Origin of the sequence: uncultured Caulobacter sp., from assembly GCF_947036865.1 — a bacterium.
GTDB lineage: Bacteria > Pseudomonadota > Alphaproteobacteria > Caulobacterales > Caulobacteraceae > Caulobacter.
Map to the genome: position 1 here is coordinate 350,183 of NZ_CAMQSF010000001.1, position 23,292 is coordinate 373,474.

Below are 23,292 nucleotides of genomic sequence, written 5' to 3' on the forward strand. Positions count from 1 at the left end.
GCGGGGTAGCTCCAGCTAAGCGTTCAGGAAGCCGCCGCGCACATAGACGAGCGGCGTCTTGGTGTCGTCGGTCACGACGCGCAGCACGCGTCCGACCAGGATTTCGTGATCGCCGCCGTCGTGGGCGGCGTGCAGGTCGCACTCGATCGCCGTCACGCAGCCGGCCAGCAGCGGCGCGCCGCAGGCGCCCGCCTCGACCGCCGCCTCCCCTTGCCTAGAGAAATGGGTGAAGCGGTCGTCGGCGCCGCTCCTGGCGAAGCGATAGGCCAGGTCGGCCTGGTCCCGGGCCAGGATGTTGACGCAGAAGGCGCGCGCCAGGCTCAGCGCCGCCAGCGTGCGGCTGTCGCGTTTCAGGCAGACCATCACCAGCGGCGGGTCCATCGACACCGAGCTGAAGGCGCTGACCGTCGTGCCGACCAGGCGGCCGTCGTGACAGGCGGTGACCACGGTCACCCCGGCCGGGAAGCTGCCCATGGCCTTGCGGAAATCGCTCGGCGCCGGCGCCAGGGCTTGGATCGCCGCGCTCATCCCGCGTCCCCGAACGGGTTGTCCGGATAGACCGCCGAGGCCGGGCGCTTGGCCGCTTGGCCCGCGTCGGCGCGACCGCAGACGGCCAGCGCCGTCAGGGCGTAGATCAGGGCGCTGTCCACGAGGTCCTTCGGCGTCGGACGCCAGCGGCGGAAGCCGGTGGTGATGGCCGGAATCCGCTGCATGTTGAAGACGTTGTGGTCGCGCCACATGCTGGAATAGACCGGATTGGCCAGGGCGACCGGATGGCCCAGGCTCAGCTGGGTGGCCGCGTCCACCGCGCCGACCAGGGGGGCGACCTCGGCGGCGTCGGCCTCGAAGCCGTGGCGCACGACGACCGGCTCGATGTCGACGCGACCCAGGCCCGCCTCGCGCACCATGGCCTCCAGCGAGTGCTGGATCTCGGCCACGCGCTGCTTGGGGGTCAGGCCGACCTCCAGATAGAGGTTCACCAGCTCGGTGCCCGCGCCGAAGGCGAACGGGATGCCGCCGCGCACCGAGGCGATCTGCGACTTGGGCTGGGCCACGCCGCCAGGACTGTCGTAGCGATTGGCCTTCTCGTAGGCGCCGCTCCAGGCGTGGACGGCCTCGGTCAGCTTGCCCAGCTTGTAGATCGGGTTGGGATGCTGGGCGGCGGTCGCCGGATGCTCCAGCAGCGGGGTGAAGACCCCCTCGCCCCAAACCTGAAAGCGGAACACCGCGTAGCCGCAGCCCACCCAGGTCAGGCCGAAGTCGCAGCCCTCGGCGGCGATGGCGTAGTCGGGCGCGACGCCGCCGTGGTGGAACAGGTAGTGGGCCCCGATGTCCTTGCCCATATAGGCCACGCCCCGGTGCTCCTCGATCGGCTCGGGGCCGATCTCGCCGGGACAGGCGGTCAGGTACATCTTGCCGGCCAGCTCGTAGCCGGCCTTTTTCAGCGCCTTGGCCGCGATCAGGAAGCAGCTCATCGGGCCGCGATCATTGGCGATCGGATAGCCGAAGAGCTTGCCGTCTTCCAGCCAGCACTTCTCCCATTCGGGATTGGCCAGGGTCTCCGGCGCGTACTTGTAGGCGTCGAGGTCGGGGTTCCAGGTCGGGGCCTCGGTGTCGAGGTGGGCCGTGAACAGCAGGTTCTTGCCGACCCCCTTGCCGCCGTGCGTGCCGATGATGTTCGGCCGCTCGGGGGTCGCCCCGACCTTGCGCGGCGAGAAGCCCTCGCGCGCCATCCAGTCATGGACGTAGTTGGCGACCTCCAGCTCTTTGCCGGACGGCGCGGGGATGTTGCCGAGCGTCAGGGCCAACGCGACGATCTCGCTCTCGTCGATGGCGGCGGCGATCGCCGCGCGGTCGGCGGCGGTGACGGCGTACGGCGCCGAGGCGCCCAGAGGGGGAAAGCCATCGGCCATGGGTCAGGCGCTCCAGGCGGCCGCGACCGCTGCCGTATCGGTCAGGATCGCGCTGTTCAGGTCCATCACCTTCAGCGAGGCGGCGTGGATGTCGGCCTCGTAGGCGGCGCAGGCGTCGGCCGCGACGAACACGTGGTAGTCCAGGCTGAAGGCGTCGCGGACGGTGCTATCGACGCAGCACTCGGTCGTCAGGCCCGCCACCACCAGGGTGTCGACGCCCAGCGCCTTCAGCCGCGCGTCGAGATCGGTGCCGCCGAAGCCGCTGTAGCGGGTCTTCTTGACGACAAGCTCGCCCGGCGCCGGCTTGGGACCGTGGAAGTCCGACCCGACCTCGCCCTCGCGGCACAGGGCGCTTTCGTCGTCGGGATCCCCGCCGCGCCGCCGCAAGCGCTCCTTCCAGCTGGCGGAGTCCGTTTCCGGCGTCGTGAACAAGCCGACGAACACCACCGGAACGCCCGCGCCGCGCGCGGTCTCGACCAGGCGCTCGGCGGCGGCCACGGCAGGCTGGACGACGGCCATGTCGACATAGGCGCCCAAGGCGCCTTCGGCCGAGGCGAAGTCGACCTGAATGTCGATCACGACCACCGCTGTCCGCGACGGCGCGATCCAGGCCTTCAGCCCGTCGACAGCGGCGGGGGAAGTCGTCATGGCGTTCAAGAAAACACCGCCCGCAGGCCCGGCAGGATCTCGGCGCCGAACATGGTCAGGCCCTCGACATAGTCGGGGAAGATCATCATCAGGCCATCCAGCTCGCAGTAGCGCAGGAACTCCTCGATCTGCGCGCCGCAGGACTTGGGCGAGCCGACCACGGTCTGGGTCATGAACGCGCCTTGCGCCGCGGCGACGGTCGACAGCTTCTCGGCCGGCACGCCCCAGCTCTCCAGCATCGCCAGGATCGCGCCCATGTCGGCGCCGCCCTTGTAGTATTCGACCTTGGCCTCGGCCTCGGCGTCGGTGTCGCCGTGCACGACGGTGCACATGGCGAAGGTCTTGATGGTCTTGCCCATGCCCTCGGCGGCCTTCTTGGCGCGCAGCGAGGCGTCGCGACGCTCGTCGGGCGTCCGGCCGCCGATGAAGCAGATGTCGGCCTCGCGCACCGAGAACTGGAAGCCCCGGTCGCTCATGCCCGCGCACACCAGGTCTGGACGCGGCTTGGACAGCGGCTTGGGCTTGGACTGGCAGTCCTTCATCGTGAAGTACTTGCCGTTGAAGTCGACGCTGTCCTCGCACCACAGCCGCTTGACGATGGCGGTCCATTCCTCGGTCAGGGCGTAGCGGTCGTCGTGGGTCATGGAGTCGTCCCACGCGCCCATCTGGTCGAACTCGCCCTTATAGGCCCCGGCCACGATGTTGAGGCCGGCCCGTCCGCCGCTGATATGGTCCAGCGTGGCGATCATCTTGGCCGCCACGGCCGGGTTCTGCAGCAGCGGGTGGATGGTCGCCCAGATCTTCACGGTCTTGGTGGCCTCGGCGATGCCGGCCATCATGGTGACGGACTCCAGAGCGGTGCCCCAATGGTCGGTCTCGCCGCCGAAGCCGCGGAACTTGCCCATCGACATCACGAAATCCATGCCGACCTCGTCGGCTTTCACGGCCGCGGCGCGGTTCTGGGCGTAGAGGCCGTCAAGCGTCGGGGCGGTCTTGGAGATGATCCAGCCGCCGTTGGCGACGGGCAGGAACACCCCGAAATCCTTGTGCTGGGAAGGACGGTGGAACATGGCGTTACTCCCTGAACTTTGTTAGGCCGCGTCGCGCAGCAGCACGGGCGTGGGCGCCGGGATCGGCGCGGCGGCGGACTCCTCGGTCGCCTTGCGCGGCGGACGCATGAACAGGGCCGCCACGAAGATCACGCCGATCACGGCGGCGAAGACCTGGAAGGTGGGCGCGAAGCCGCCCAGGTGGTCGCGCATGAAGCCGCCGATCACCGGGCCGAGGGCAGAGACGGCTCCAACCAGGCAGACCATCGAGAAGAGCTCGAGATTGTTCTTCCGCCCATAATAGTTGAGCAGCAGGATGCTGACGGCCAACACCGTCATGCCGAAGCCGACTCCCACGCCCAAGGCGAAGATCACCATCAGCGGCCAGGTGGCGGCGCTGGCCAGGGTCAGCAGGCCCGCGGCCATCATCCCTTGAGCGCCCGCCAGCAGCCAGCGTGGATCGACGCGGTCGCCCAGCAGGCCGCCGCTCATCCGGGCGATGACCTGCATCAGGGATTCCAGGCTCAGCGCCGCGACGCCGACCGCCGAGGCCACGCCCATCTCGCCGAAATGGCTCGGGGCCAGGCTGACGGCGGTGACCCCGCCCAGCAGATGGGCGAAATAGGCCGCGACGATCACGTAGAACTGCGGGGTGCGGAGGGCTTCCTTGACGGTCCAGTCGACCGTGGTGCGGTAGACGCGGGCGTTGGCCGGCTGGGCGGCGGCCTCCTCGGCCACGGCCTTGTCGGTCTCGATCGCCGCGCGCTCCAGCCAGGCCTTGCCGCCGACCAGGGCCGCGGCCAGGACCCCGACCACCGCCGAGGCGACCGCCTGCCAGGCCCAATACGGTCGCCAGGCGCCCCCGGCGAGCTCCAGGCCGGCCAGGGCCATCCACGGACCGGCGACCCCGCCCAGCGAGCCGATGGTGAAATAGACGCCGAACGGCAGCGCTCGCTTCTTGAACAGCATCGAGAGCAGGTGGGTGGCCGGGATCAGGGCCATCATCTGATAGCCCACGCCCAGCAGCGCCGTGCCGACCAGATAGATCGCCAGGCCCTTGGCGATCGTCAGGCAGAGGAAGCCGGCGATCATCACCGCCGATCCGGCCAGGATCGTGGCGCGGACCCCGACCCGCCGGATCAGCAGGGCCGGCAGCCACGACGAGCCGCCGCAGAAAGCGCCCAGCAGGGTGAAGCCCAGAAAGGCCGAGGCGAAGCTCCAATGCTGCTCCTTGATCATGGTCGGCAGCACCACGCCCAGCGACGAGAACGTCGAGGCGGTGATCAGGAACAGCAGAAGGGAAAGCGCGCCCAGGAGAGTCCAGGAACGCCATTGGATCGTCGACATCGCCACCGAGCCTCCATGTAAGCTCGCGGCGCGTCCCTCGCGGGGCGCGCCGCGCGGGGAACTAGAACTTTCGGGCCAGGGTCAGCCGCCACTCGCGGCCCTTGCTGGGCAGCGCGCCGAGGTTGGCGTAGCTGTCGGCGTCGGGCGTGAAGTAGAGCTTGTCGAACAGGTTATCGACGTTCAGCGTGGCCGTGTACGGACCGTATTCGTAATAGACGCTGCCGTTGGCCACCCAGTAGGCGGGATAGGTCACGGCGTTCTGGACGGTGCCCGAGGTCTTGGTCACGTGGGTGACGCCGAACGTGCCGCCGACCTTGCCCCAGTCGTGGGCGTCGCCGGTATAGGCGCCGTAGAGGCTGACCACCGACTTCGGGATCAAGGTGTAGTCGTAGTCGCCCGCCCGGCCCGGCAGGCTGCTGAACGCCCAGACCACATAGGTCCCGCCATAGGCCTGGGGGCCCGGCACGCCGGCGGTGTAGGCGGGGATGTACTGGAACGAATTGTCCGGCCCCTTCACCGTCGTGTGCTGGCTGTTGCCCGAGAAGGTGAAGCTGAGGTGTTCGCTGGCCAGCCAGCGCACTTCCAGTTCGACGCCCTTGGCCCGGGTGCCGGTCGGCGTGCCGGTGATGCCGGTCAGCTGGGTGCGGTTCTGGCGATAACCCGCCAGCGACCCGACCAAGGCGCCGCGCAGCCACTGGAACTTGACCCCGGCCTCGGCCAGGTCGCTGTTCGACAGCCAAGCATTGCTGGGATCGGCCACCAGGCTCGGCGCGATGTCGCCCGCCTGGCTCATCTCCAGGGCCGAGGCCTTGGCGTAGGTGATGTAGGGCATCAGGCCGGCCGGCGCCTTGTAGGTGGCGCTGGCGCTGTAGGTGAACTTGCCCTTCTTGGCCTTCTGCTGGCCGGCGACCTGGTAGCTGAGGAAGCCGGTGTCCTGCGAGGTGACGTCGTAGTGGTCGTAGCGGCCGCCCAGAAGCAGGTTCAGGCGGTCGCCGAGCTTGGCGTCGGTCATCGCGAAGACCCCGGTCTGGGTCCAGTCGCTCTTGTTGTCGTTCTCCCACTGCAGCCCCTGCACGCCGGGGCCGGTCTCGGTGGTGAAAGGGCTGTCGATGATGTCGGTCGGCGTGGCGCCGAAGCTGATGTCGCGACGGTCCAGCGCGATCATGCCGCTGTTGTAGCTCTCCCGCCGACGCCCCTCGAAGCTGCGGTAGGACGCCCCGACGAACGACTTGGCGCTGACGATCCCCTTGTCGTAGGCGAAGTTGTAGGTGAGGCGCGCCTCCCACACCGAGCTGTCGGCCCAGGCCGGATAGCCGTACGACACGAAGCGCTTGTTTTCCTGGTCGTCGTAGAACAGCTGCAGCTTGAGCGTGCTGTCGGGGCTCAGCGCCTTGGCCAGGTCGTAATAGAGGGTGTTTGTGCGGGTCTTCGAGAAATCCGCGCCGCTGATATAGACGGTCCGCGGATCCAGCTTCGTCGTGCCGACCCCCGTGTCCAGCGTGTGCGCGGCGTCGCTCGCGGGGTAGCCGTAATAGGCCAGATAAAGGGCGCTGCCGTACGGGTAGTACCCGACTTCGTTCGGCGTCAGACGGCCGTTGCCGTCGGCGTCCTTCAGCGTGGTGTCGCGTCCGGTGACATAGGTCTGGTTGTCGATCAGCGCCTGGGTCAGGCGGTTCCAGCCCGGCGTCTGAACGTCGCCGTCCGAATGGTAGTACATGCCGCCGAACGCGGTGGTCCAACCGTTGCCCAGGTCGAAATCGGACGAGGCCTCCAGCGTCTGGCGACGCGGATAGATGCCCTTGTAGTAGCTGTGGCTGTCCTCGACCTCGCCATACAGATGGACGCCGCCGGTCACCGCGCCGAAGTTCGCCGGCAGGCCTAGCTGGGCCGTCGCGTTCTTCTTGTTGTACGAGCCGTAGGTCAGGGTGACCTCGCCGGTGGGCTCGCTCAGATAGCCGCCTTCGTTCTTGCCCGATTTCGGAATGAAGTTGAGCATGCCGCCGACCTTGCCCGAACCGTAGATCGGGGTCGGCGGCCCGCGCACGATCTGGATCTGATCGGCCGCGCCGATCGGCGTCGAATAGGTGCCGCGGTTCTCGATGCGCTTGAAGCCGCGGAAGTAGTTCTCGGCCAGGGTGCCGCGAATGTTCAGCGCGCCCGGCACGCCATAGAAGCTGGCGGTGTAGGAACCCGGCGAGACGGCGGTCAGGCCGTCGATCGTCTCGATGCCATAGCGCTGCAGCGTCACGTCGCTGACGAAGCTGGCCGAGCGCGGCGTCTCCAGCAGCGGCTTGTCGATGCCAAAGACGGTGTTGCTGGGCTGCTTCTCCAGAAGGCCCGCCTTGTCGCGCGCCTTGACCACGATCTCGTCGACCGTGTCGGATCGCGGGGCGGTCTCGGCGGCGAAAGCGATTTGCGCGTGCGCCAGCAACACAAGGGCGGAACAGCCCGCCATCAAAAGCCGGTAGTTCGACATGCGGTCCTCATGCGAGGCTGTCGCGCCCACCGCCTGCGGCGGTTATCCCCAAGGTCGACGCCTCGGGCTCATCATTCGACCGGTCAGACGCGCCGACGAGGCGAGCGCCCTGTCTTTCCCCTCAAAATGTCCGTCCCGCATGCATCTTGTGCCGTCGGCGACTTCGAAATCAGCGCAACGGCCCCAAAATTTGCTTCAAAGCGAACCAGATGCGCTTCAAACGCGTCCATGGACGCCGATCGTCTGGCGCCCGCGCTTCACGCCGTCGCGGCATCCGACAGTGAAAGTTTCTCGCCCCTTGGGCGATGACCCGACAGGCCGGCCGGCCTTCCAAAGATCAACGAAGAGTCAGAAAGCAACGTGGGTTCGCTCCAGTTTCACGACAGTCGTTGGAGGGACCGACGACTGCGCCAAGACATTTCGAAGAACGGCGTCTTTTGACCGGAGCTTAACCTAGACAGCTTAGGATGGAGCCCATGCAAAGCTTCGCCGCTCACTTGCCGAAGGCCCAGACGGACACGCTGTCCGATCGTCGCCGCGTCGCGCGGGCGGCGACCTTCGTGCGGGCTCGGCTCGAGATGGGGGACGCCTCGGTGGATTGCGCTATGGTCGAGCGCTCGCCTTTCGGCGCCTGCGTCGTGCTGGACGTGGACCAAGCGCTGCCGGCCGGCGATCTGACGCTTGTCACCTATCACGACAACCAATCCCGAGGCGCCCGAGTGCGCTGGCGACGCGGCCGGCGGATTGGGGTGCTGCTCCTGGGTCCGGCCTAGACCGTCGGAGAGCCAGGATCTTGAGCATGGGCCAAGCGCTCCAAGGACGCTTCGGCCGCCGGTTTTTGGGGCAGGGTTCGAGGAGTTTCAGGTGCGGGCAGCTCTACAGAGATCCCAAGCGCGATCATCGTCGCGCCGCGGCGATCGCCTGAGCCGCAACCTGCGCGCCCTGATGCGAACGGGATCGACGGGCCGGGTGCTCAATCTCGTGGCCATCGCGGCTGAAAGCGGCCATCTGCCGGACCACCTCGCGGCGCCCCTGTTCGGCAACCGGATCCTGAACACGTCGATCATCCTCAAGCATCGCCTGCGCGCGGACGAGCTCTACCTCTACGACTACCTCAAGCCCTCGGCGACCAAGATCATCATCCCCTTCGATCGCAAGGATCTTGGTCTGGGCGGCCAGTCGGTGTTCGTTGGCCAATACGGCTGGGCGGAAATGCTCCAGGAAGCGACGAACGCCCAGGCCGACCTGTCGCGCGACATCGAGGTGCTGCAACTGCTCGACGAGCTGCCCTCGCTAGACCCCTTCGTGATGCGCGAGCACCTTCGTCGCAGCGGCGTCACGGTCGGCGACTCGTATTTCGCGCTTTCCAAGGCCGACTCCGAATCCATGCGCAGCTTCGTCGCCGCCGAGGTCAGCCGCCTGATCGAGCGCGCCTATCGCGACGTCTCCGGCCTCGGACCCGCCCACACCGCGCGTCTGGTCGAAGCCTTGCTGGCCACCTCGGTGGACGCGCGCCTGGAGCCGCTCCGCGCGACCCTGGCCCTGGACGACGACCGCTTCAGCGAGGGCATCTTCAGCTGGAAGGGCTTTCTCTACTACAAGTGGATGATCACCCAGCTGTGGCGCCCGCTCGGCGAGGTCGGCGACGAGATCAGCCGGCTGGTGATCACCGGACCGCGCGACATCGAGGGCGCGCGCTATGTCGATCTGGCCAAGCAACGGCTCCGCCAGAGCGTGATGGTCGAGCGTCAACAGATCAGCCGGTCGCTGCGAATCTACGAGGAGGCCTTCGACAGCCTGGTCAGGGGCGGTCGCCCGCAGCGCTTCCGCGACTTCCTGCTTCAGGCGCCGGACCTCTTCATCGGCCTTGGCGAGCGTGTCGGCATGGTGTCCCACATCGTCAGCTTCTGGCGCTACCGGTTCCCGCCTGGCGAGCCGATGCGCGCCAGCATCGAAGACGCCGTCGACATCCTGCACGACTTCGAATCCGGCCTCGCCGCGACGGTCGACGCCTGACCCGAGGCCGCCCGGGCGCGCCGCGCCGGGTGATCAGCGCGACCATCCGCCTGACGACGTGGCGCCGAGACACCGGATCCGGGCTCCCCCCTCGAACTGGCGCGATCCTCGGCCCTAGCGACCGGCGCGGCCGGCCGCGTCATTCTGACACAGTCCGCGTGTCAAAGCGGCTCCGCTGAAATACACCCAATCCCGGCTTGGGATTTGCAAGGTAAAATTCCGTTATCTATTAAAGAAATTAAACCAAAAGAACCCGTGACATAAATCTCCACTCAGGAGACTGTTGCTTCTAATTGACACAATCACCGCGAAATAAGCATAGATTATACTTTACCGGCATTAATATATTCTTTTTGGGTTCGACGGCGCCAGCTTTGCTTTGAGTTGATCGGCCACAACGGCCAATCACAGAGAGAGCAAAGACCCATGAAACGCACGATGCTTCTGGCTGCCGCCGCCCTGCTGATCGCCGGGACGGCCAACGCCCAAACGGTGAACTCCGGACAGACCAACAACGCCAATGTCCGCGCCAAGCTCAACGCCACGATCAGCAATGTTCAAGGCGATGTCTCGGCCACGGCGGCGGCGATCGGCAACAGCTTGACGGCCGGCAGCGGCGGCGAAACGGCTGGCGTGATCAACAACACCCAGCGCTTCTTCGGCGACGCCAACGCCCAGCTGAACACGACGGTGGCCAACATCGACGGCAAGGTGAACGCCACGGCGGCGGCCATCGCCAACAGCGCGACCATCGACACCCACTATACCGGGACGATCAACAACCTGCAGACCGTGAACTACGACCCGTCGGCCGTGCTCAACGCCAACATCCGCGGCGTGAGCGACGAGGTCTCGGCCACGGCCGCGGCGATCGGCAACTCGGCGACGATCAAGGGCGACTTCGGCTACGCCAACTCGACCCAGATGAACTACGCCGGGGTCAACGCCGCGGCCAACGCCACGGTGCGCGACGTCAGCGCCAAGGTCTCGGCCACGGCCGCGGCGATCGGCAACACGCTGACCGTCACGGGCTTCTGATCCCCCCTCGCCAAGGGCGTCCGGCCCTCCGTGGCCGGACGCTCCTCAAAAGGAGCCCACCCATGCCCCCTCACGCACGCCGCGGCGCCAGCCTCGTCATGGTCCTGAGCCTCGCCGGCTCGGCGAACGCCCAGACCGCCAGTTCCAGCCTGTCCTCGCTGGAGGCGGGCTATGGCGGGGCGCGCGCCATTGAAACCACGCGATTTTCGCCCACCACCCGCGACACCCAAGGCAATCGCCTGGTGCTCAACGGTCGCCTGCAGCAGGGCCAGGCCAACAGCAGCTTCGTGAGCGGCGGCGCCGCTTCCTCGGGGTCCGGCGCCGACTTCTTCGCCAGCGGCGCCAGCGCCACGGCCGTCGGCAACCTGCTGACCGTCACCGTCACCGGATCGGGCAACACCCTGATCATCGACAGCCAGCAGGCCAACACCGGCGCGGTGACGGCCAAGGCCAACTCGGGCGCCGGCGCGACATCGAGCGAGGCCAAGCGATGAGCGGCGCGGGGCCCACGGAACCTCGACGCCAGGACGCCCGATCGCGGCCGCGCGCGTTGCTGATCGGGGCGGCATGGCTGTCGCTCGCCGCGTCCGCCCAAGCCGCGGACCTCGCGGACGCCCCCGTGGCGCGCAACGACACGGCCTACACCGCCGCCCTGGCCTGCGTGCGTAACGCGCCCGGGCAACGCCCGAGGATCTCGGTCGGCCGCATCTCCGACCTCACCGGCAAGGTCGACCTGGAAACGGGCGCGCAGCTGACCCAAGGGGCCTCGCTGTTCGCGATCACCGCCCTGGCGCGCGCCGGCTTCCCCGTGGTCGAGCGCCTGGACAACTCGGTGTCCGAGATCGAGCTCAACTATGCGCGACAGAAGCTGCTCTCCGACACTCCGGAACGGGCCGGATCGAGCGGCGACAACTACCGCCGCATCCTGGCCGGCCAGATCGCCGGCTCGCGCTATTTCCTGGTCGGCGGGATCACCGAGCTGAACGAGAACATCCGCTCGTCGGGCCTGAGCGCCCAGGTCGGGGTCGGCGACTTCAAGCTCGGCGGCGCCGGCAAGAGCTATGTCCTCAATGTCGGTCTCGATCTGCGTCTCGTCGACACCAACAGCCAGGAGGTCGTCGACACCATCGCGCTGCAAAAGCAGGTGATCGGCAAGTCGCTCGACCTTGGCCTTCAGGGCAGCGGCACGGTCGCCAACGGCCAGGCCAGTGGCGGCGTCAGCCGCATGGAGCCGGTCCAGGCGGCGGTGCGCGCCCTGGTCGAGCGCGGGGTGCTGGAACTGACCGCCCGCTTCTACGGCCAGGACGTGCTGCGCGCGTGTCTGCCCGCGACCGCGGATCGACAGTCGTGAGCCGGGCGGTCTCCCGGGGGCGGCGCTCTGTCGCGGGCCTGATCATGGCGGCGCTCGCCGCCCAGGCCTGCGCGGCGCCGGCCTGGGCCGCCGACCGCTTCCGCCTGGGCGGCCAATACGCCAAGCCGATCGGCGGCGCCCCCGCGACGGAAAATCCCACGCCCTATTCGGCGGCGCTCCGCTGCCTCGGCGCATCGGCCGGCCAGGGCCAGAAGCCGCGCCTCGCCGTCAGCGCCATCGCCGACATGACCGGAAAGCGCGATCTGACCACCGGCGCCAAGCTCACCCAGGGCGCGGACCTCTTCGTCCTCACCGCGCTCGGGCGCGCCGGGCTGCCGCTGGTGGAACGCGGCGACCGCGTGATCTCCGACGCCGAACGGGCCTATGCCAGCGCCCATATGCTGTCGGACGATCCCGCCGCCCCGGCGGACCCCCAGCGCTTCCGGGCGATCATGGCCGGCGAGGTCGCGGGTTCGGACTACTACGTCTCCGGCGGCCTGACCGAGCTGAACTACAACATCCGCTCGTCGGGCGGCGACGTGGCGATCGGCGCGACGCGCGCCGAGGGCCTGAAGGCGAGCGCCAGCCACGCCACCTACGTCATCACCGTCGCGGTCGATCTGCGCCTGGTGCGCACCCGCTCGCAGGAGATCGTCGGCATCGCCTCCTATCGCAAGGAGATCGTCGGCCGCGAGATCAAGCCGGGGATCTTCGACTTCTTCAACGGCACGGTGGTGGATATCTCGGGCGGCAAGAGCGCGCTCGAGCCGGTGCAACTCGCCGTGCGGACGCTGATCGAAAGGGCCGTCTACGACTTCGCCGCGACGCTTTACGGGCGGCCGGCCAACGCCTGCCTGGCCGAAGCCCCCGCGCCGGCCCAGGCGACGCCAGCCGCGCGCGCGGAGCTTGTGGTCGCCGCCGCCCCGCGTCCCGCTGTCTCGGCGCCGGTCACCTATGGCGGCCGCTATCTCGACCGGCGCACCTGGCGTCCCCTCGACGACGCGAACGAAGCCGCGCCCTCCCCGTCCGAGACGATCGGCGCCCCCTGACGCCGGCCACCGGCGCTAGAGCGTAGTAGCCGAAAGCGTGAGCGGTTTCGGCGGCTATCACGCTCTAAATGTTTGGAATCGAGCCTGTTTATCTGTTTCGATTCCATTCGAAACAGACAGGTCCTAGCGCCTCTGGAAGACGGTGTTGGCGATCTGGGTGACGGGCAGCTCGATCCCGACGATCGACTCCGAGTGGCCCAGGAACAGATACCCGCCCGGCGCGAGGTGGTCGCAGAGCCGCCGCAGCACCTTGGCCTGAGTGGCTTTGTCGAAATAGATCAAGATGTTGCGGCAGAAGACGATGTCCAGGCCCGTCTCGACCGGATAGGCCTCGTCCATCAGGTTCAGCCGCGCGAACGACAGCTTGGCGCGCAGCTCGGGCTTCACGCGCACCTCGGCGCGCGAGGCGTCACGCGCGCGCAGCAGGTAGCGCTGGCGGCGGCTCATCGAGACGGGCTCGATCATCGTCTCAGGGAAGCGTCCCGCGATGGCCTGGCCCAGCACCTCGGTGCAGATGTCGGTGCACAGGATCGAATAGTCCAGGTCCCGCCGCGCCTGGCAGAACTCGTCCAGGATCATCGCCAGGGTGTAGGGCTCGGCGCCGGTCGAGCAGGCCGCGCTCCAGACCCGGATGTCGCGCTTGCCCCGGGCGGCCAGGGCGGGCAGTCCCTGGGCGAGCAGATAGTCGAAATGGACCGGCTCGCGGAAGAACTCGGTCTTGTTGGTGGTCACCGCGTCGATCAGATGGATCGTCTCGGCCTCCAGCCCGCCCTCCTCGAACAGGAAGCGGCAGTAGTCGTTGACCGCGAGGATGCCGTTCGCGCGCATGCGGCGGCGCAGCCGACCTTCGAGCATGGTCCGCTTGTTGGGCGGCATCTTGATGCCGCTGTAGTCCTGAATGAAGGTCGCCAGCCGCTGAAAGTTGCGGGCGCTGAGCGGTTCGCGTTCGGCCGACGACTCGGCCAGGGCGGCTCTCGACACGGGGTTCTCCGTTGGCGGCGCTGGAACGCCGATCAGTCTTGGAGCGGCCCGTTCTGGACCGCTTGGTTCTTGGCCGGTTCGGGGTCAGGCCGCCTGGTCGAGGGCGGCGGCGTCCTGGCTGGTCAGCAGGCGGGCCAGTTCGAAGATCACGACGAACCCGCCGTCGCGCCGCACGACGCCCCGGATGTAGTCCGAACGCCAGGGCACGCCGATGTCGGGCGCGGCCTCGATCTCGTCCTCGGCGAACGCCGCCACCTCGATGACACGGTCGGCGATCAGGCCCAGCGACAGGGTCCGCGCCTCCAGGGGCACGTCGAGGACCAGGATCCGGGTAGCCGGGGTTCGCGGCGCCGCCGGCAGGCCAAGCTTCAGCCGCAGATCCAGGGTCGGCGTCGCCCGGCCCCGCACGTCGGCGAGGCCCATCAGATAGTCCGGCCCCTCGGGGATCGCGAAGGGGACCTGATAGTCCAGGATCTCGCGGACTTGCGAGACCGGAACGGCGAACACCTCGGCGCCCAGACCCAAGGTGACGAACTGCTGGTCGGCGGCCATCAGGCGTACTCCCGGAACGCGGCGTCGTCCGCGTCCGGACCGCCATTCGTAAGATCGAGGGCGAAGCCGCTGGCCCGCGCCTGCTGGGCGGCCACCGTCTGGCGCTTCGCCGGCGCGGCGGCGCGCTTGGGCGCCGGACGAGCGGGTTGACGGACGAGCGTCTGCGCGCCGGTGCGGAAATAGGCGATCGAGGCCTGCAGCTCCTCGGCCTGGGCCGCCAGCTCCTCGGACGTCGCCGACATTTCCTCGGAGGCCGAGGCGTTCTGCTGGGTGACCTTGTCCAGCTGCTGGATCGCCTCGTTGATCTGGCTGGCGCCGATGTCCTGCTCGCGGCAGGCGGCGCTGATCTCCGAGACCAGCTCGGCGGTCTTTCGAATGTTCGGCACCAACGAGGTCAGCATCTCGCCGGCCTGCTGCGCGGCCTTAACCGTGTCCGACGACACCGCGCCGATCTCGGCGGCGGCGGTCTGAGAGCGCTCGGCCAGCTTGCGAACCTCGGAGGCGACCACCGCGAAGCCGCGACCGTGTTCGCCCGCCCGAGCGGCCTCGACGGCGGCATTCAGCGCCAGCAGATCGGTCTGGCGCGCGATCTCCTGCACGATCGAGATCTTCTCGGCGATGGTCCGCATGGCGTCGACCGCCTTGTTGACCGCCTCGCCCGAGGTCTCGGCCTCCATCGCCGACTGGCGGGCGATCTTCTCGGTCTGGCTGGCGTTGTCGGCGTTCTGCTTGATGTTGGCCGCCATCTCCTCCATCGAGGCGCTGGCCTGCTCGGCGGCCGAGGCTTGCTCGGTCGCGCCCTGGCTCATCTGCTCCGAGGTCGAGGACAGTTCCTGGCTGCCCGACGAGACGTTGTCGGCGGCGGAGATCGCGTCGGCGACCACGCCGCGCAGGCGCTCGATCATCCGCGCCAGGGACACGCCCATGACGTCCTTGTCCGACCGCGGCCTGGCCTCGACCGTCAGATCGCCATCGGCGACCTTGTCGGCCACATCGGCGGTCTGCCGCAGGTTGGCGATCATGCCCTTCAAGGCGTGACCCAGAGTGTCCCTTTCCGACAGCGGCTTGGCCTCCGCGGTCAGATCGCCCTCGGCGACCTTGTCGGCCAGAGCGGCGGTCCGCCTCAGGTTGGCGACCATGCCCTTCAGGGCGTGGCCCAGCGTGTCCTTGTCGGACAGAGGCTTGATCTCGACGTCCAGGTCGCCCGCCGCGACCTTGTCGGCCATCGCGGCGGTCTCGCGCAGATTGGCGGTCATGCGCTCGACGGTGCCGACCAGATCGCGGATCTCGTCGTCGGCCTTGACCACCACCGTCTTGCCAAGGTCGCCGATCGCCACCGCGTCCAGCGACTCGGTGATCTGGCTAAAGCCCCGGCCGATGATCCGGGAGATCAGGAACGCCGCGCTGGCGGCGATGATCAGCGAGATGACCGACACGGCGATCAGCAGGTTGCGCCCCGCTTTCGCCGAGGCCGCCGCCGCGGCGGTCGCCTGGTCCATCTGCGTGTTGGACAGTTGGACAAGCTCGTCGATCTTGGCCACGGCGGCGCTGATCGCCTTTCGGCTCTCGCCCATGGTCAGGGCCGCGCCCTCCTCGTCCTTGTTCTGGACCGCCAGGGCATAGACCCGGTCATGGACCTCGGCCATGGTCCGGTAGGCGTCGTCCAAGGCGTCCCACCGCGGCCTGCCCGCCTCCGAAGCGATGCTCTTGGCCGTTGCAAGGTCGCCCTCGACGATCGCCTTTTCCTTGCGAACCGAGGCCTCGAACTCGCGCACCTGATCCATGTCGTCGGTGAGCACCATGTTCTTTTCGGCGCGCACGATGTTCAGCAGGTGGATGTTGATCCGCTCGGCCAGGGCCAAGCGGCGGACCGGCGCGGCCACCAGGCCTTCCATGCTCTTTTGAGCGTTCGCCAGCTCGTGCATGGCGAAGAGATTGCCGCCGATCAGCAGGGCGATCAGCAGGCCGAAGGCCCCGACGAGCTTCAGCTTGATGGTCAAACGCATGGTTCAGGTCCTTTCGGCGGGGCGGTAAGCGCGCGCCCGAGGGGAAATCAGTATTCGGTGAACTCGCGATCGAGGGCGTCCGGCCCGCCCTGGCTCAGGTCCAGGGCGAAGCCTTGGGCGAGGGCCTGCTGAGCGGCGACGGCCCGGGGCGCGGCGCGGCGAACCGGAGACTTGGCCGCGGGCTTGGCGTTCCTTGGCGTCAGTCGCGCCACCGGCGCGGCGGTCGGGCGCGAGGTCGGCTTGGCGGGGACGCGGCGAGCCGCGACCGAGTCGCCGGTGCGGAAATAGGCGATCGAGGCCTGCAGCTCCTCGGCCTGGGCGGCAAGCTCCTCGGACGTCGCCGACATTTCCTCGGAGGCCGAGGCGTTCTGCTGGGTGACCTTGTCCAGCTGCTGGATCGCCTCGTTGATCTGGCTGGCGCCGATGTCCTGCTCGCGGCAGGCGGCGCTGATCTCCGAGACCAGCTCGGCGGTCTTGCGGATGTTCGGCACCAGCGAGGTCAGCATCTCGCCGGCCTGCTGCGCGGCCTTGACGGTGTCGGACGACACCGCGCCGATCTCGGCGGCGGCGGTCTGAGAGCGTTCCGCCAGCTTGCGGACCTCGGAGGCGACCACCGCGAAGCCGCGACCGTGTTCGCCCGCCCGAGCCGCCTCGACCGCGGCGTTCAGGGCCAGCAGGTCGGTCTGGCGCGCGATCTCCTGCACGATCGAGATCTTCTCGGCGATGGTCCGCATGGCGTCGACCGCCTTGTTGACCGCCTCGCCCGAGGTCTCGGCCTCCATCGCCGACTGGCGGGCGATCTTCTCGGTCTGGCTGGCGTTGTCGGCGTTCTGCTTGATGTTCGCCGCCATCTCTTCCATCGAGGCCGAGGCCTGCTCGGCGGCCGAGGCCTGCTCGGTCGCGCCCTGGCTCATCTGCTCGGCGGTGGCCGACAGCTCCTGGCTGCCGGCGGAAACGTTATCCGAGGCGGAGATGGCGTCGCCGACCACGCCCCGCAGGCGCTCGATCATCAGGTTCACATGGCCTAGCAGATCGGCGATCTCGTCCTTGGTGGTGATCGGGATCGTCTTGGTCAGGTCGCCCTCGGCCACCGCGCGCACGGCGTCGGCGGCGCGGTTCAGGCCCCGGCCCACCATGGTGGCGATGTAGACGGCGGCGCCGACCGCGATCAGCAGCGAGATCACCGCCAGGGCGATCAGGCCGTTGCGGACCTTGGCGAAGTCGTCGTCGGCCTTGTCGGTCGCGTTGTTCAGCTGCGCCTGAGACAGCTGGACCAGCTCCTCGACCTGGGCCGAGGCGTCGGTGACGGCCTTGCGGCCGTCGCCCATGGAGATGGCGGCGGCCGCCGCGGTCTTGCCCTCCAGCGCGAGGGGATAGACCCGCTCGTGCGCCGCGATCAGGCGCTCCCAGGCCGAGCCGAGGGTTTGCCATTTCGGCTTGCCCTCGGCCGTGGCCAGGCCCTCGGCCTTGGCCAGAACCGTTTCGAAGGTCTTCTTCTCGCGTTCGACCTTGGCCTCAAGCGCCTTGATCTCGCTGGCGTCGTTCACCAGCATCATGTTCTTCTCGAACCGGACCACATTCAGCATGTGGATGTTCAGTTCCTGAGCCGCCTGGAGCCGGACCGCGGGGCCGTCGACCATCGCGTTCATGTCCTTGTTGGTCGAGGCCAGGCTGCTGACGCCGAACAGCGTGGCGGCCAGCAGCAGGGCGATGACCAATCCAAAGGCCAGGCCGAGTTGCAGCTTGATGGTGAGGCGCATGGTCTTGGGTCCTTTCGGAGGGTCGGAGCGAACCGGCTCGGCGAAGATCAGTATTCGGTGAAGTCGCGGTCCGCCGCGTCAGGCCCGCCCTGGCTCAGATCCAGGGCGAAGCCTTTGGCCAGGGCCTGCTGGGCGGCTACGGCGCGCGGCGCGGCGCGACGGGCCGGAGCCTTGGCCGCCGGCTTGGCCGTCGTTTGGGGCGGGCGCGTCGGCAACCGGGTGACGGAGGCGGAGACCGGGGCCGGCCGGGCGCGAACGCCGCCGGCCTCGGTGCGGAAGTAGGTGATCGAGGCCTGCAGCTCCTCGGCCTGGGCGGCCAGTTCCTCGGACGTCGCCGACATCTCCTCGGAGGCCGAGGCGTTCTGCTGGGTCACCTTGTCGAGCTGCTGGATGGCCTCGTTGATCTGGCCCGCGCCGATGTCCTGCTCGCGGCAGGCGGCGCTGATCTCGGAGACCAGTTCGGCGGTCCTGCGGATATTCGGCACCAGGTTGGTCAGCATCTCGCCGGCCGACTGGGCCGCCTTGACGGTGTCGCTCGAGACGTTGCTGATCTCGGCAGCGGCCGTCTGGCTGCGTTCGGCCAGCTTGCGGACCTCCGAGGCGACCACCGCGAAGCCCTTGCCGTGCTCGCCGGCCCGGGCGGCCTCGACGGCCGCGTTCAGGGCCAGCAGGTCGGTCTGTCGGGCGATCTCCTGGACGATGGTGATGCGCTCGGCGATGGTGCGCATGGCGTCGACGGCCTTGTTGACCGCCTCGCCGGACGCCTCGGCCTCCATCGCCGACTGGCGCGCGATCTTCTCGGTCTGGGCGGCGTTGTCGGCGTTCTGCTTGATGTTGGCGGCCATCTCCTCCATCGAAGCGCTGGCCTGCTCGGCGGCCGAGGCCTGTTCGCTGGCGCCCTGGCTCATCTGCTCCGAGGTCGAGGACAGTTCCTGGCTGCCCGCGGAGACGTTCTCCGAGGCGGCGATGGCGTCGGCGACGATCCCGCGCAGCCGTTCGACCATCCGCTCCAGCGCCAGGCCCAGGGTGTCGCGATCGGACAGGGGTTTGGGGCGCACGGTCAGGTCGCCGTCGGCGACCTTGTCCGCGAGGCTGGCGGTATCGCGGAGATTGCCGATCATCCGGTTGAGGGTGTCGATCAGATCCTTGATCTCGTCATCGCTGGTCGCCTTGACCTCCTGCTGGAGATCGCCGATCGCCACGGCCTCCATGGCCAGGCTGATCTGCCTAAGGCCCCTGTTGATGATCATCGAAATCCACACCGCGCCAGCGATGGCGACGAGCAGGGCGATCGCCGCGGTCACCAGCAGCGTCGTGCGGGCGGCGTAGTAGAGCGTGTCGGTGTCCGCATCGGCCTTGGCCATGCGGTCCTTGTTCAGCTTGATCAGCTTGTCGACGCTGGCGGTCAGCTCGCGCGCGATCGCCGACGAGCGCTTCAAGGACAGCTCGGCGGCCTGGGCTTGCCTATTGGCCAGCGCCAGTTCGCGCACCTCGGCGTTGACGGCCTTGAACGCCGTGAAGTTGCGCGCGATGGCCTCCCAGGCGGGCTTGCCCTCGGCGGTGGCCTTGGCGACGCCGGTCTGGATGTCGGCTTCGACCTTCGGCGTCAGTTCGTTGATCTCGGCGTCGTACTTGGCCTTATCGTCGGCGTCGGCGGCGAGGATCATGTTCTTTTCCTTGCGCAGCAGACGACCGACGTCGCCGTCGATCTGCTGGGCGAGGCTGAGGCGGGCCGCGGGGCCGTTGATCAGGTCGGAAATCGCGGTGTTCAGCTGCGACATGCGCGTCACGCCCATGAACACCACCAAGGCCATCATCGCGATGAGCACGGCGAAGGCGCCGATCAGCTTCACCTTGATCGTCAGTCTCATGTCGCCCCCCCGGGCTGATCGCGGCGAGGCCGCTGCACTGATAAGATCGTCGGCGGGGCCGACGAGGAACTAGGCTTGAGCGACGGCCGCGTGGGACGCGCCCCGAGCCGAGAAAATGCGGTCGAGGTCGGGCAGGACGATCAGATCGCCGTCCCGTCGCGCCAGCTTTCGAATGAAGTCCGACCGCCAGCGCAGGCCCACGCGGGGGACCGCCTCGGTGGTGTCCTCCTCGATGGTGGTCACCTCGTGGACCTTGTCGGCGCGCAGACCCAGCAAGGTCGGCTCGCCGTTGACCGGGTGCTCGATGACGATGATCCGGGCGTCGACGGTGGGCTCGCCGCGCGGCAGGTCGAAGGCGGTCCGAAGATCGATCAGCGGGATGACCCGTCCGCGGAAATTGATCACCGCGTCGACGAACGGCGGCGCTCCGGGGACGGTGGTCTCGGCCATCAGGTCGAGCACCTCGCGCACCAGCGTCGCCTCCAGCGCGAAGGTCTCGCCGCGAAGATCGAAGGTGAGGGCCTGTATGGTGTGGCTGTCCATCCTTACCCCCTACCCGGCCAGGGCTCGCGGCGCGTCGCTCTGGCCAAGGCTGACCAGAGACGGCACTTCCAGGATCAGGGCCACGCCGCCGTCGCCGAGGATCGTGGCGCCGGAGAAGGCCCCGATGCTTGCGTGGAAGTCCGACAGGGGCTTGATGACCGTCTGGTGGTCGCCCAGGATCTGATCGACGACCAGGCCGACCCGCTCCTCGCTGGTCGAGACGACGACGATCTTCTGATGGCGGTCCGCGGCGTCGGCGACGGCGAACAGCTCGCGCAGCCGCAGGAACGGCACCAGCCTATCGCGCAGGGTGATGAAGCTGCGCGCCGTCGAGCGGGTGTCCTGGGCGGGCGACAGCTCGACGCATTCGTCGACGCTGGCCAGCGGGATGATGTAGCGGCCTTGGCCGACCCGGACGAGCAGGCCGTCTATGATGGCCAGGGTCAGCGGGATGCGCAGCGAGATCGTCGCGCCGCGACCCATCTCGCTGGTCAGGGCGATCGAGCCGCCCAGGCCCTCGATGGTCTTCTTGACGACGTCCATGCCGACGCCGCGCCCCGAGAGGTTGGTGACGGCGGCGGCGGTCGAGAAGCCCGGCGCGAAGATCAGCTGCAGCAGCTCGGTGTCGCTCAGCGCCTGGCCGGGCGTGATAAGGCCGTTTTCCTCGGCCTTGGCGCGGACGCGGGCGCGATCAACCCCGCGGCCGTCGTCGGCGATGGTGATGATCACCTCGGCGCCGGCCTGGCGCGCCGACAGATGCACCGTCCCCTCGCGGGACTTGCCGACCGCCTCGCGCTGCTCGGGCGGCTCCAGGCCGTGGTCGGCGGCGTTGCGGATCAGGTGAACCAGCGGGTCGGCCAGACGCTCGATGACCGTCTTGTCGAGTTCGGTGGTCTCGCCCTCGGTCGTGAAGACGATCTGCTTGCCGGTGTCGCGCGCCAGGTCGTGGATCAGGCGCTTGAAGCGGCCGAACAGCTGCGAGATCGGCACCATGCGGACGATCATCATCGTCTCGCGCATTTCAGAGGCCAGGCGCTCGATCTCCTCGGCCACGGCGCGCAGGGCCACGTCGGCGCTCGTCGCCGCGATCTGCTTGAGCCGCGACTGGGCGATCACCAGCTCGCCCACCCGGTCCATCAGCTCGTCGAGCCGTTCGGCCGGAACGCGGACGGTTTCGAAGTTGCGGTTCGCTCCGCCCTTGGCGTCGCCAGGCGCGGCGTCGTTGGCGGCCTTGGGCGCGGCGGTCTCCGCGGCCTCGGCGGCCTCGGCGGCCTCGACAAGTTTCGCGGACGCGGGCTCGTCGATCTCGGCGATCTCCAGCTCCATGTCGTCGGCGACGAAGATGAAGATGTCCTCGATGACCGAGCGCGGCTCGGCGGTGGTCACCACGACCTCCCAGGCCAGATGGCACGCGGTCGGCGTCAGTTCGCTCAGCGGCGGCACCTTGTCGGTGATCGCCTTGACCAGGCAGGGGCCCAGGGCCCGGAACTCGTCGAGCAGCGGCAGGGGCCGCACGCCGTTGACGAGGGCGTCGGCCGGCAGGGCGAAGCGCACGCGCCAGGACTTGGCGGCGGGCGGCGCGGCCGGGGCCGGCGGCGCGGTCTCGGCGCCCTCGACGGAGCGCCGCAGATCCTCCAGCAGCCTCGCCTCGACGCCGGGATCGAACGCCAGGCCCTCGGCCAGCGCTCTCATGTGGTCTCGGGCGGCCAGGACCGCGGAGATCAGGGCGGGGGAAGCCGGCGCCTGGCCCTTGCGCACCCGATCGAAGGCGGTCTCGCAGTGATGGGTGAAGGCCGCCAGATCGTCGAAGCCGAACATGGCGCCCGAGCCCTTCAGGGTGTGCAGCCCCCTGAACACCGAGTCGATCGTCTCGCGATCGGCCGCGTCGTCGGCGAGGGTCAGCAGATCGGTTTCGATCTGCTCCAGCAGCTCTCGGGCCTCCAGGCGGAAGGTCTCGATCGGGTCCTGGTCGCTCATCGCGCCAGGACCTTCCTGACCACGCCGACCAGTTGTTCGGGCTGGAACGGCTTGGTCAGCCAACCCGTCGCGCCCGCCGCCTTGGCCTGCGCCTTGATGTCGGCGTCGGACTCTGTGGTCAGGAAGATGATTGGAACGCCGGCGTGCTTGGGCTTGGTCCGCAGGGTTCTGATCATGGTCAGGCCGTCCATCACCGGCATGTTCAGATCGGTGATGATCAGCTGGAAGTCGCCGGCGTCGGCCTGGGCCACGCCCTCCTGTCCGTCCCGCGCCTCGGCGACGCCATAGCCCTCGCTGGTCAGGGCGATCTTGATGGCCGCGCGGATGCTGGCCGAGTCGTCCACGGTCAGAATATTGGTCATTGGACCTCACCTTCGGAAAGCCAAGCGGCCTGAGCGCCGGATTGGGCGGGATCGAGGAAACCGCCCCGTTCAAGCACCGCCGGGAAAGCGCTCTCGGCCAACCCGCGGATCGTCAGGGAACGTCCACCTTGGCTCGCCTCCCGGCGCGCGGCTTCCAAGAGCTGGATTGAAGCAACGTCGACTTCGCGAACACGCGACACGTCGATCAACAGTGACTCGCCCCCGGACCAAGCCGCGAGGATCTGATCCTTGATCTGAGCGACATGAGGCAACTGGCAGTCTTCAGGCAGAAATACAGTAGTCATACCGACCGCCCCCGCATTACTCTTGATAGAGAGCTTGCCTTTAGCAAG

21 protein-coding genes are annotated in these 23,292 nt (G+C 68.3%); 6 read left to right on the forward strand and 15 right to left on the reverse strand.

Annotated features, from left to right (window positions below; genetic code table 11):
• Positions 1-15: 15 nt before the first annotated feature.
• The 6 genes from Q0V34_RS01675 to Q0V34_RS01700 all read right to left on the reverse strand — a co-directional run bounded on the left by Q0V34_RS01675 (position 16) and on the right by Q0V34_RS01700 (position 7,433).
• Positions 16-528, reverse strand: a complete 513-nt coding sequence (locus tag Q0V34_RS01675; RefSeq protein ID WP_297506832.1) for a flavin reductase family protein — start codon at positions 526-528, stop codon at positions 16-18.
• Positions 525-1,913, reverse strand: a complete 1,389-nt coding sequence (locus Q0V34_RS01680; protein WP_297506834.1) for a peptidase M20 — start codon at positions 1,911-1,913, stop codon at positions 525-527. The genes Q0V34_RS01675 and Q0V34_RS01680 overlap by 4 nt, the downstream gene beginning before the upstream one ends.
• A 3-nt stretch (positions 1,914-1,916) precedes the next feature.
• A complete protein-coding gene (locus Q0V34_RS01685) occupies positions 1,917-2,561 on the reverse strand; it encodes a cysteine hydrolase (protein WP_297506836.1) in 645 nt (214 codons plus the stop codon).
• 5 nt (positions 2,562-2,566) lie between these two features.
• Positions 2,567-3,631 (reverse strand): LLM class flavin-dependent oxidoreductase, encoded by a 1,065-nt coding sequence (locus Q0V34_RS01690; RefSeq protein ID WP_297506838.1) that lies wholly within the window; start codon positions 3,629-3,631, stop codon positions 2,567-2,569.
• A gap of 21 nt (positions 3,632-3,652) precedes the next feature.
• Complete coding sequence (locus tag Q0V34_RS01695) at positions 3,653-4,957, reverse strand: CynX/NimT family MFS transporter (protein WP_297506840.1); 1,305 nt, start codon at positions 4,955-4,957, stop codon at positions 3,653-3,655.
• Positions 4,958-5,018: 61 nt separating this feature from the next.
• On the reverse strand, positions 5,019-7,433 hold the full coding sequence (locus tag Q0V34_RS01700; RefSeq protein ID WP_297506842.1) for a TonB-dependent siderophore receptor: 2,415 nt from the start codon (positions 7,431-7,433) through the stop codon (positions 5,019-5,021).
• Between the two features lie 476 nt (positions 7,434-7,909).
• Here Q0V34_RS01700 and Q0V34_RS01705 point away from each other — a divergent pair, with 476 nt between their 5' ends.
• From Q0V34_RS01705 to hfaB (Q0V34_RS01730), 6 genes are all read left to right on the forward strand, one after another.
• Entirely contained in the window at positions 7,910-8,206 is a 297-nt protein-coding gene (locus tag Q0V34_RS01705; RefSeq protein ID WP_297506844.1) for a PilZ domain-containing protein, read from the forward strand.
• A gap of 172 nt (positions 8,207-8,378) precedes the next feature.
• Positions 8,379-9,449, forward strand: a complete 1,071-nt coding sequence (locus Q0V34_RS01710) for a hypothetical protein (RefSeq protein ID WP_297506846.1) — start codon at positions 8,379-8,381, stop codon at positions 9,447-9,449.
• 426 nt (positions 9,450-9,875) lie between these two features.
• Positions 9,876-10,487 (forward strand): hypothetical protein, encoded by a 612-nt coding sequence (locus tag Q0V34_RS01715; protein ID WP_297506848.1) that lies wholly within the window; start codon positions 9,876-9,878, stop codon positions 10,485-10,487.
• Positions 10,488-10,549: 62 nt separating this feature from the next.
• Positions 10,550-10,981: a holdfast anchoring protein HfaA gene (hfaA, locus tag Q0V34_RS01720; protein WP_297506850.1), complete on the forward strand. Its 432-nt coding sequence runs from the start codon at positions 10,550-10,552 to the stop codon at positions 10,979-10,981.
• Entirely contained in the window at positions 10,978-11,838 is an 861-nt protein-coding gene (hfaB, locus tag Q0V34_RS01725; RefSeq protein WP_297506852.1) for a holdfast anchoring protein HfaB, read from the forward strand. The genes hfaA and hfaB (Q0V34_RS01725) overlap by 4 nt, the downstream gene beginning before the upstream one ends.
• A 44-nt stretch (positions 11,839-11,882) precedes the next feature.
• The gene (gene hfaB, locus Q0V34_RS01730; RefSeq protein ID WP_297506854.1) at positions 11,883-12,887 is read left to right on the forward strand and encodes a holdfast anchoring protein HfaB; all 1,005 of its coding nucleotides are present in this window, start codon (positions 11,883-11,885) and stop codon (positions 12,885-12,887) included.
• A gap of 123 nt (positions 12,888-13,010) precedes the next feature.
• Here hfaB (Q0V34_RS01730) and Q0V34_RS01735 read toward each other — a convergent pair whose 3' ends face one another.
• The 9 genes from Q0V34_RS01735 to Q0V34_RS01775 all read right to left on the reverse strand — a co-directional run bounded on the left by Q0V34_RS01735 (position 13,011) and on the right by Q0V34_RS01775 (position 23,244).
• Positions 13,011-13,868, reverse strand: a complete 858-nt coding sequence (locus Q0V34_RS01735) for a CheR family methyltransferase (protein ID WP_297506856.1) — start codon at positions 13,866-13,868, stop codon at positions 13,011-13,013.
• Between the two features lie 84 nt (positions 13,869-13,952).
• A complete protein-coding gene (locus Q0V34_RS01740; RefSeq protein WP_297506858.1) occupies positions 13,953-14,420 on the reverse strand; it encodes a chemotaxis protein CheW in 468 nt (155 codons plus the stop codon).
• On the reverse strand, positions 14,420-16,426 hold the full coding sequence (locus Q0V34_RS01745) for a methyl-accepting chemotaxis protein (protein ID WP_297506860.1): 2,007 nt from the start codon (positions 16,424-16,426) through the stop codon (positions 14,420-14,422). Before Q0V34_RS01745 ends, Q0V34_RS01740 begins: the two co-directional genes overlap by 1 nt.
• 47 nt (positions 16,427-16,473) lie before the next feature.
• Complete coding sequence (locus Q0V34_RS01750; RefSeq protein WP_297506862.1) at positions 16,474-18,186, reverse strand: methyl-accepting chemotaxis protein; 1,713 nt, start codon at positions 18,184-18,186, stop codon at positions 16,474-16,476.
• Between the two features lie 47 nt (positions 18,187-18,233).
• Positions 18,234-20,057 carry a methyl-accepting chemotaxis protein gene (locus tag Q0V34_RS01755; RefSeq protein WP_297506864.1) on the reverse strand — a complete coding sequence of 608 codons (1,824 nt, stop codon included), beginning with the start codon at positions 20,055-20,057 and terminating at the stop codon, positions 18,234-18,236.
• 69 nt (positions 20,058-20,126) lie between these two features.
• Positions 20,127-20,600 (reverse strand): chemotaxis protein CheW, encoded by a 474-nt coding sequence (locus tag Q0V34_RS01760; RefSeq protein ID WP_297506866.1) that lies wholly within the window; start codon positions 20,598-20,600, stop codon positions 20,127-20,129.
• Between the two features lie 9 nt (positions 20,601-20,609).
• Entirely contained in the window at positions 20,610-22,577 is a 1,968-nt protein-coding gene (locus Q0V34_RS01765) for a chemotaxis protein CheA (protein ID WP_297506868.1), read from the reverse strand.
• On the reverse strand, positions 22,574-22,939 hold the full coding sequence (locus Q0V34_RS01770; RefSeq protein ID WP_297506870.1) for a response regulator: 366 nt from the start codon (positions 22,937-22,939) through the stop codon (positions 22,574-22,576). Before Q0V34_RS01770 ends, Q0V34_RS01765 begins: the two co-directional genes overlap by 4 nt.
• Positions 22,936-23,244, reverse strand: coding sequence for a lipid asymmetry maintenance protein MlaB (locus Q0V34_RS01775; RefSeq protein ID WP_297506873.1), 309 nt, complete (start codon positions 23,242-23,244; stop codon positions 22,936-22,938). The genes Q0V34_RS01770 and Q0V34_RS01775 overlap by 4 nt, the downstream gene beginning before the upstream one ends.
• Positions 23,245-23,292: the final 48 nt, after the last annotated feature.

Excerpts from the sequence above, each read along its gene's own strand:
- Q0V34_RS01675 (WP_297506832.1), bottom strand. The coding sequence starts at position 528 with ATGAGCGCGGCGATCCAAGCCCTGGCGCCGGCGCCGAGCGATTTCCGC.
- Q0V34_RS01680 (WP_297506834.1), bottom strand. The coding sequence starts at position 1,913 with ATGGCCGATGGCTTTCCCCCTCTGGGCGCCTCGGCGCCGTACGCCGTC.
- Q0V34_RS01685 (WP_297506836.1), bottom strand. The coding sequence starts at position 2,561 with ATGACGACTTCCCCCGCCGCTGTCGACGGGCTGAAGGCCTGGATCGCG.
- Q0V34_RS01690 (WP_297506838.1), bottom strand. The coding sequence starts at position 3,631 with ATGTTCCACCGTCCTTCCCAGCACAAGGATTTCGGGGTGTTCCTGCCC.
- Q0V34_RS01695 (WP_297506840.1), bottom strand. The coding sequence starts at position 4,957 with ATGTCGACGATCCAATGGCGTTCCTGGACTCTCCTGGGCGCGCTTTCC.
- Q0V34_RS01700 (WP_297506842.1), bottom strand. The coding sequence starts at position 7,433 with ATGTCGAACTACCGGCTTTTGATGGCGGGCTGTTCCGCCCTTGTGTTG.
- Q0V34_RS01705 (WP_297506844.1), top strand. The coding sequence starts at position 7,910 with ATGCAAAGCTTCGCCGCTCACTTGCCGAAGGCCCAGACGGACACGCTG.
- Q0V34_RS01710 (WP_297506846.1), top strand. The coding sequence starts at position 8,379 with ATGCGAACGGGATCGACGGGCCGGGTGCTCAATCTCGTGGCCATCGCG.
- Q0V34_RS01715 (WP_297506848.1), top strand. The coding sequence starts at position 9,876 with ATGAAACGCACGATGCTTCTGGCTGCCGCCGCCCTGCTGATCGCCGGG.
- hfaA (WP_297506850.1), top strand. The coding sequence starts at position 10,550 with ATGCCCCCTCACGCACGCCGCGGCGCCAGCCTCGTCATGGTCCTGAGC.
- hfaB (WP_297506852.1), top strand. The coding sequence starts at position 10,978 with ATGAGCGGCGCGGGGCCCACGGAACCTCGACGCCAGGACGCCCGATCG.
- hfaB (WP_297506854.1), top strand. The coding sequence starts at position 11,883 with ATGGCGGCGCTCGCCGCCCAGGCCTGCGCGGCGCCGGCCTGGGCCGCC.
- Q0V34_RS01740 (WP_297506858.1), bottom strand. The coding sequence starts at position 14,420 with ATGGCCGCCGACCAGCAGTTCGTCACCTTGGGTCTGGGCGCCGAGGTG.
- Q0V34_RS01745 (WP_297506860.1), bottom strand. The coding sequence starts at position 16,426 with ATGCGTTTGACCATCAAGCTGAAGCTCGTCGGGGCCTTCGGCCTGCTG.
- Q0V34_RS01750 (WP_297506862.1), bottom strand. The coding sequence starts at position 18,186 with ATGCGCCTCACCATCAAGCTGCAACTCGGCCTGGCCTTTGGATTGGTC.
- Q0V34_RS01755 (WP_297506864.1), bottom strand. The coding sequence starts at position 20,057 with ATGAGACTGACGATCAAGGTGAAGCTGATCGGCGCCTTCGCCGTGCTC.
- Q0V34_RS01760 (WP_297506866.1), bottom strand. The coding sequence starts at position 20,600 with ATGGACAGCCACACCATACAGGCCCTCACCTTCGATCTTCGCGGCGAG.
- Q0V34_RS01765 (WP_297506868.1), bottom strand. The coding sequence starts at position 22,577 with ATGAGCGACCAGGACCCGATCGAGACCTTCCGCCTGGAGGCCCGAGAG.
- Q0V34_RS01770 (WP_297506870.1), bottom strand. The coding sequence starts at position 22,939 with ATGACCAATATTCTGACCGTGGACGACTCGGCCAGCATCCGCGCGGCC.
- Q0V34_RS01775 (WP_297506873.1), bottom strand. The coding sequence starts at position 23,244 with ATGACTACTGTATTTCTGCCTGAAGACTGCCAGTTGCCTCATGTCGCT.